Here is a 6434-nt window from a genome sequence, read left to right as displayed (position 1 = left end):
TGGAGCGGGAAACGAGGTTCGAACTCGCGACCCCAACCATGGCAAGGTTGTGCTCTACCAACTGAGCTACTCCCGCAGTCAACGAGGTGCATTATACAGTTCTTTCCCCCTTTGACAAACACTTTTTTAAAATTTTTCAAAAAAACTTGTTTTTTGGTTATTTTTTGAGCAATTGCAGCCTGTTTGGAGTCTTTTTTTGGGGTTTTAAGCTGCTGCCAGAGGATTTTCTGCCCTTTTTGCCCCGAAAAGCTCCTTTCTGCTGCCGGGAATTAGCTAGCGGAAGATCACTGAAAGCTCCGGCTCTCGGAAAGCGGTGCAGATCCCTCCCGTCGCTCCCCCTCTGCTGCCTAAGCTCTGTTTTTCCTTTATAATTTCACCAAACACAGACGCCGGAGCCGGCAATGCCAGTCTCCGCCCCTCCGCGCCTTTTCGGGGAAATCATGAGCAAAAACAAACTTACCAACAGTCAGAAACGCAACGTGGCCCGCCGGGTGGAAAAGCTCCATCAGAAACAGGAAAGCCTGCCTGGAGAACTTTCGGGGGATCTGGGCCCCGTGGCCCGAGGCACCGTCATAAGCCGCTTCGGCAAAGCGGCGCTGGTGGAGGATAATGACTCCCGCATCTCCTTCAAGGTCTATATCCGGAGAACCGTGGACAGCATTGTTACCGGGGATCAGGTGCTCTACCGGCCGCCCCTGTCCTCCGGAGACGATGCCCGGGGACTAATCGAAACCGTCCTTCCCAGAACGTCGCTCCTCTCCCGCCCTGATTACTACGACGGTCTGCGTCCGGTGGCCGCCAATCTTTCTCTTATAGTAACGGTATCAGCCAAACAGCCGGAGCTTTCCACCAATATTATTGACCGCTATGTGGCTGCAGCGGAAAACTCGGGCATTCCCCCTCTTATTGTCATTAATAAGCATGACCTTTTTCAGGATGCCGAAAAGGCGGAACTGGACAGAATTCTGGGGGTCTACCGGGAAATCGGCTACGAAACCCTGACGGTTTCCGCAGCGGCCGGAACCAGCATTCCCGCTCTTCGGGATCGTTTGTCCGGAGAAACCGCCATTCTGGCAGGACAATCCGGGGTGGGAAAATCATCCATTCTGAACGCCCTGATCCCGGATGCCCGGGCTGAAATCGGCAGCATCTCGGAAAACTCCAATCTGGGACAGCATACCACCACCGGCTCCCGGCTCTACCACCTGGAAAACGGCGGCATCATTATTGACACCCCGGGAGTGCGGGAATTCGGACTCTGGCATCTCTCCCGGGAGGAACTGACAAAATGCTACCGGGACTTCGCCCCCTTTGCCGGCGCCTGCCGCTTCCGGGACTGCCAGCATAAAAACGATCCCGGCTGCGCGGTGCGGGAGGCGGTAAACCAGGGGAAAATTGCCGGCTTCCGCTATGAAAACTACCATCGGATACTGGAATCCATGACAGAAAACATGCCTGATGCCTACCGGATCCCCGGAAAAAAGAACTCCCGCAAATAGTCCGGGCCGCAAAAGCAACTTTATGCCGTGACTTTTCAGTCGCCCACGTTTTTTTTCCGGCGGCAGCGATAGAATTACTCAAATTCATTATCAAGGAGCACGCTTCTAAGGATCTTGTGACGACTATGATTAAAACGCTTAAAACCCTGATACATCACCTGACTCCCAAGCAGTTTCTCACCCGCGCCGCCGGTTTTTTTGCGGAAAGGGAATGGGGGGAAGTAACCACATTTGTCATCGAAACCTTTATCAGCATTTACCATATTGACATGAAGGAAGCGGTAAAGGAAAACCCCGAGGACTACAAAACCTTTAACGAATTTTTCATAAGAGAGCTCAAACCCGGGCTGCGGCCGCTCCCCCGTGGTCTTAACGCCATTGCCGCCCCCGTGGACGGCACCATTGCCGAGTACGGCTACATCACCTACGGCCGCCTTATTGCCGCCAAGGGACAGGATTACTCCCTGAGAACCCTGCTGGGAGGCGACGAACAGGTTTCCGCGCCCTTTGAAGACGGTAATTTCGAAACCATTTATCTGGCTCCTTCAAACTATCACCGCATTCACATGCCCATGGCCGGCACCCTGAGAAAGATTATCTACATTCCCGGCAAGTACTATTCCGTAAATCCGGACTATGTGGAAAGAATTGAAGGACTTTTTGCCAAAAACGAAAGAGCCGTGGCAATCTTTGATACTGCAGCCGGCCCCATGGCTCTGGTATTTGTGGGAGCTACCATTGTCGGCAGCATCGGCATTACCGGAATCGGCATCATTTCTCCGAACAAGGAGCGCAAAATCAAGGTTACCGAATTCCCCGCCGAAACCGCTCCGACCTATGCCAAGGGCGAGGAGATCGGATACTTCAAGCTGGGTTCCACCGTCATCACCATTTTCGGAAAGAAGTCCGTAACTCTCTCTCCGGAACAGAAGAGCGGATCCGCCGTGAAGATGGGAACCCTTATGGGGTATGTGGCCGGAAACGCCGCCAGTGCCAAGTCCCCGGATTCAGAAACAGAAGAAGATAAACCGGCTGCCGAGGATACCGTTAAGGAGGAATCTCCGGCTTCCGAAGAGCCCGTTCAGGAAGAAGCTCCGGCTTCCGAAGAACCTGCTCAGGAGGAAGCTCCGGCTTCCGAGGAGCCAGCTCAGGAAGAAGCTCCGGCTTCCGAAGAACCTGCTCAGGAAGAAGCCCCGGCTTCCGAAGAGCCCGCTCAGGAGGAAACTCCGGCTTCCGAGGAGGCCGTTCAGGAGGAAGCTCCGGCTCCAGAAGAGCCTGCACAGGAAGAAGCCCCGGCTTCCGAGGAATCTGTTCAGGATGATATTCTGATTTACGATGAGCCTGTCCAGAATGAAGCTCCCGTTTCCGAGGAACCGGCAGAGGATTCTGCATCCGGCGAAACGGCTCAGCCGCAAAAGAAAGCCAGTGCCGCATCAGGCCGGAAGGACACTGCCAAACGTTCTCGCAAAAGCAAGAGCGGCAAAAGAAAATAGCAGTTTTACCTGTTAAGTCTGTACTTTAGGCGGCCTCAGGCCGCAATGGGGCTTTTCCGCATGTTCCGGGAAAGCCCCGTTATTTTTGGTATCCGTTATTTTTCGGAACGCCAGGCAGTTTTCCGTCAGGGAAGCTTTTTCCGTTCATTCCCGGCATCATGGCAAAGCGAACTCCGTTTTTCGCTTTTTTCAGAAAACAGACCTCTTTACTTACCGTCCTTTTCTGCCCGTGATCTAAAAATCATAAGTTCAAGCCCCATAAACAAGAATTTTTATCATTTTTTTGATATGATAATCGGCAGTTTTAACGACTCTTTTCCGGAGTCGCTTCTTTTTTTAATTTTCTTTTTTTATTCAGGAGAACACTGTGGACATAGTAAAGACCGATGTCGCCATTGTCGGTGCGGGCGGAACTGGTCTGCGTGCAGCCATCGCTGTGGCAGAGCTGGATCCAACCGTAAAGATTGCCCTCATTTCCAAAGTTTATCCGATGCGTTCACACACGGTTGCAGCAGAAGGCGGCGCTGCAGGTGTGGTACGTGATGACGATTCCCTCCAGAAGCATTTTGAAGATACCGTTGCCGGCGGCGACTGGCTCTGCGAACAGGATGTAGTGGATTATTTTGTTGCCAACACCACCAAGGAACTCTATCAGCTCGAGCACTGGGGCTGCCCCTGGAGCCGCAAGCCCAACGGTGAGGTAAACGTCAGACGTTTCGGCGGCATGAAGGTGCCTCGCACCTGGTTTGCAGCAGACCGCAGCGGCTTCCATATGCTCCACACGCTGTTCCAGACCTCTGTTAAATATCCTTCTATTCAGCGCTTTGACGAACACTTTGTATTTGACCTTCTGGAAGAAGACGGCCAGATCAAGGGCGTGGTAACCTATGACATTCAGAACGGCGTTCCCAGAGTCATTATTGCCAAGTCCGTAATCATCGCCACCGGCGGCGCCGGACGGGCCTACAGCTTCAACACCAACGGCGGCATTGTAACCGGCGACGGCATGGCTTTAGCCTACAGACACGGTGTCCCTCTCAGAGACATGGAATTCGTGCAGTACCATCCTACCGGCCTTCTGGGCTGCGGTCTTCTCATGACCGAGGGCTGCCGCGGCGAAGGCGGCATCCTGGTTAACAAGGAAGGCTACCGCTACCTCCAGGACTACGGTCTGGGACCGGAAACCCCTGTGGGACACCCGAAGAACAAATACATGGAACTTGGTCCCCGCGACAAGGTTTCTCAGGCCTTCTGGAACGAACAGAAGAAGGGCCGCACCATCAAGATGCCGCTGGGCGATGCTGTTTACCTGGATATGAGACATCTGGGCGCTGCCTACCTCGAAGAACGTCTCCCGCTCATCTGCGAGCTGGCCAAGGCCTATGCCGGCGTTGACCCTGCCAAGGATCCGGTACCGGTACGTCCTGTAGTGCACTACACCATGGGCGGTATCGAAACCGATGGCAAGACTGCCACCAGAAAGCCCGGTCTCTACGCTGCAGGCGAATGCGCCTCCGTGGGCATTCACGGCGCTAACCGTCTCGGTTCCAACTCTCTCGTTGAAACCATCGTATTCGGCAAGGTTGCCGGCGAAGAAGCCGCCAAGTTTGCCAAGACCCAGGAATACGGCAACGAGGAATATCTCGTTAAGCAGGCTGATGAAGCCATTAAGAAGGTCGCTGAACTCTTTAACGGCAACGGCACCGAATCCGTATCCAAGATCCGCCACGAAATGGGCGATTCCATGGAAGAGGGCGTGGGCATCTACCGCGAAGAGGAGTCCATGCAGAAGACCATTGATGTGCTTAACGGACTTAAGGAACGTTATCGCAACATCAAGATCAAGGACACTGCCGGACGCGTGTTCAACACTGAATTCCTGAATGCCATTGAGCTGGGATACACTCTTCAGGTTGCCGAGTGCATGGCTCATTCTGCCATCAACAGAAAGGAATCCCGCGGTTCTCACCAGCGTCTTGACGGCCCGGACGGAGCTTACAAGCAGCGTGACGACGAGCACTTCCTCAAGCACACTCTGGCCTTCATCAATGAAGACGGCGTCGCCTCTCCCAGAATCGAGTACAGCGATGTGAAGATTACCCGTTTCCAGCCTGCCAAGCGTGTTTACGGCGCTGAAGCAGAGGCTGCTGAAAAGAACAAGGCTCAGGCAGCCCAGGAACAGACCCAGGCTCCGGAACAGCCTCAGGCTCCCGCAGCCGACGCCCCTCAGGCCGCCACCATTCAGGAGGAGAAATAATGGCTGAGAAGACTATGAAGATTTCTGTTTTACGGTATCGCCCTGAGACAGATTCCGAACCGCATTTTCAGGATTTCGATGTCCCTTTCCATCATGAGACTTCGCTTCTGGAAGCCCTGAACTACATCAAGGACTTTCTGGCTCCGGATCTCAGCTTCCGCTGGTCCTGCCGCATGGCAGTCTGCGGATCCTGCGGCATGATGATCAACGGGGTTCCGGGACTGGCCTGCCAGACCTTCCTCCGGGACTACGATGAGACCCAGACCATGAAGGTTGAGCCTCTGGCCAACTTCCCCATTGAGCGCGATCTCGTAGTTGACATCTCCGACATGATCGAAAAGATTGAGCGCATCAAGCCTTACGTCATTCCTGCCGAGAAGGATGCCCATAAGCCTCTTACCGAGAGCTACATCCAGACTCCGCAGCAGATGGAGAAGTACCGCCAGTTCGCCATGTGCATCAACTGCGGCTGCTGCTATGCTGCCTGCCCGCAGTATAAGATCAACCCGGAATTCATCGGCCCGGCTGCCCTGACTCTGGCATACCGCTACAATGCCGATACCCGCGATGCCGGGAAGAAGGAGCGTCTTATGCATATGAGCGCCGAAGAAGGCGTCTGGAGCTGCACCTTCGTGGGCGCCTGCTCTCAGGTATGTCCTAAAGGCGTGGATCCGGCCTCAGCCATTCAGCTGGGCAAGAAGGACAGCGCCATCGACTACGTAATCAAAATGTTTAAGCCGGAGTAACTGAGATGGATAACAATGTAAAATCCTACCGTAAACCGTACCACCGTCCGGTTAAAAGAACCTGGTGGATGGACTGGGGCTTCTATAAGGCATACATGCTGCGTGAAGGAACCGCATTCCTGGCTGTGTTTGTTGCTCTGGAGCTTATCGTGCTCACCGCGCTTCCCTTTTTCGGGATCAAGACCGCCGATGCTGCCGTTCCCGCAGTGCTGGGCAATCCCATTGCCCTGCTGCTGAACCTGGTGGCTCTGGTGGCTGCCTGCTTCCATGCCTACACCTGGTATAACCTGATGCCGAAGGCTGATCGCAGGTTCTTCACCAACAAGCCTGATGACACCAAGCTTATCCCTGAGAAGTTCTATGTGCTCACGCTGTGGGGCTGCACCGGTTTCGCATCGCTGGTGATCATCCTGTTCTTTACCCTGGCTTAAGGAGATAT

Annotated in this window: 5 protein-coding genes and 1 tRNA gene; 5 read left to right on the top strand and 1 reads right to left on the bottom strand. The window is 54.1% G+C overall.

Annotated features, from left to right (window positions below; genetic code table 11):
* Positions 1-76 (bottom strand) — tRNA-Gly (locus ACJROR_RS13920).
* A gap of 364 nt (positions 77-440) precedes the next feature.
* On the opposite strand from ACJROR_RS13920, the gene rsgA reads away from it, so the two are divergent.
* From rsgA to ACJROR_RS13895, 5 genes are all read left to right on the top strand, one after another.
* A complete protein-coding gene (gene rsgA / locus ACJROR_RS13915) occupies positions 441-1499 on the top strand; it encodes a small ribosomal subunit biogenesis GTPase RsgA (protein ID WP_406547627.1) in 1059 nt (352 codons plus the stop codon).
* A 125-nt stretch (positions 1500-1624) separates the two neighbouring features.
* On the top strand, positions 1625-2992 hold the full coding sequence (asd, locus tag ACJROR_RS13910; RefSeq protein WP_406547626.1) for an archaetidylserine decarboxylase: 1368 nt from the start codon (positions 1625-1627) through the stop codon (positions 2990-2992).
* A gap of 367 nt (positions 2993-3359) precedes the next feature.
* Positions 3360-5249 (top strand): fumarate reductase (quinol) flavoprotein subunit, encoded by a 1890-nt coding sequence (gene frdA / locus ACJROR_RS13905; protein WP_406547625.1) that lies wholly within the window; start codon positions 3360-3362, stop codon positions 5247-5249.
* A complete protein-coding gene (locus ACJROR_RS13900; protein ID WP_406547624.1) occupies positions 5249-5995 on the top strand; it encodes a succinate dehydrogenase/fumarate reductase iron-sulfur subunit in 747 nt (248 codons plus the stop codon). Before frdA ends, ACJROR_RS13900 begins: the two co-directional genes overlap by 1 nt.
* Before the next feature lie 5 nt (positions 5996-6000).
* Positions 6001-6426 carry a fumarate reductase subunit C gene (locus ACJROR_RS13895; RefSeq protein ID WP_406038215.1) on the top strand — a complete coding sequence of 142 codons (426 nt, stop codon included), beginning with the start codon at positions 6001-6003 and terminating at the stop codon, positions 6424-6426.
* Positions 6427-6434 lie beyond the last annotated feature (8 nt).

This window comes from Succinimonas sp. (assembly GCF_045225735.1).
Taxonomy (GTDB): domain Bacteria; phylum Pseudomonadota; class Gammaproteobacteria; order Enterobacterales; family Succinivibrionaceae; genus Succinimonas.
Note: the sequence above shows the minus strand (reverse complement) of the source record. Positions and strands in the feature narration are given on the sequence as shown.

Coding starts and splice junctions, on each gene's coding strand:
- rsgA (WP_406547627.1), top strand. CDS start 441: ATGAGCAAAAACAAACTTACCAACAGTCAGAAACGCAACGTGGCCCGC.
- asd (WP_406547626.1), top strand. CDS start 1,625: ATGATTAAAACGCTTAAAACCCTGATACATCACCTGACTCCCAAGCAG.
- ACJROR_RS13900 (WP_406547624.1), top strand. CDS start 5,249: ATGGCTGAGAAGACTATGAAGATTTCTGTTTTACGGTATCGCCCTGAG.
- ACJROR_RS13895 (WP_406038215.1), top strand. CDS start 6,001: ATGGATAACAATGTAAAATCCTACCGTAAACCGTACCACCGTCCGGTT.